The organism is Sphingomonas sp. ABOLH (genome assembly GCF_003951715.1).
Taxonomy (GTDB): domain Bacteria; phylum Pseudomonadota; class Alphaproteobacteria; order Sphingomonadales; family Sphingomonadaceae; genus Sphingomonas; species Sphingomonas hankookensis_A.
In genome coordinates, this window is the sequence record NZ_QQWV01000116.1 from 1 (window position 1) to 678 (window position 678).

1 protein-coding gene and 1 pseudogene are annotated in these 678 nt (G+C 64.5%); one reads left to right on the plus strand and one right to left on the minus strand.

Features of this window, described 5'->3' with window-relative positions; all coding sequences use genetic code 11:
• Positions 1-434 (plus strand): dienelactone hydrolase family protein (locus CA237_RS19490; RefSeq protein WP_206433028.1); only part of this gene is annotated, 434 nt, incomplete at its 5' end.
• A gap of 56 nt (positions 435-490) precedes the next feature.
• Here the strand turns inward: CA237_RS19490 and CA237_RS19495 are convergent.
• Positions 491-678: pseudogene (locus CA237_RS19495) on the minus strand (TerC family protein); the annotation flags it as partial.

Consider the following 678-nt stretch of genomic DNA (forward strand, 5'->3'; position numbering starts at 1 on the left):
CCGGAAAGTTCGATCAGGACAAGAGGATCGAGGACATCGAGGCCGCGATCCGCGCCGCGCGCGCCGCGACCGGCGGCAAGGTGGGCGTCACCGGCTATTGCCTCGGCGGCCGCCTCGCCTACATGACCGCCGCGCGCACCGACAGCGACGCCAGCGTCGGTTATTATGCGGTTGGCGTCGACGGGCTGCTGAACGAGAAGCATGCCATCGCCCGGCCGCTGTTGCTCCACATCGCCGGCAATGACGGCTTCGTGCCGCCCGAGGTTCAGGCGAAGATGCATGAAGGGCTCGACGATCACCCGCGCGTCACGCTCTACGACTATCCCGGCGAGGACCATGGCTTCGCGACCGAGATGGGCAACCGCCGATCGGAGGCGGCGGCCCAGCTCGCCGACAGCCGCACCGAAGCCTTCTTCGCCGAGCATATCGGCTGATACGAAAAGGGCGGCGCCCTGATGGACGCCGCCCGTTTTCGTTCTGGATCAGCAGCTTAGTGGAAGAGCTGCAGGATCCCGATATCCTTGTCGACGATTCCCGAGTAGATCATCGACCCGGCGACGTAGAGGATCACCAACAGGCCGACCCAGGCAATCCAGCGATAGCGTTCGATATATTTGGCGATGATGTTCGCTGCGACGCCCATCAGCGCGACCGCGATGACCAGGCCGACCATCAGAA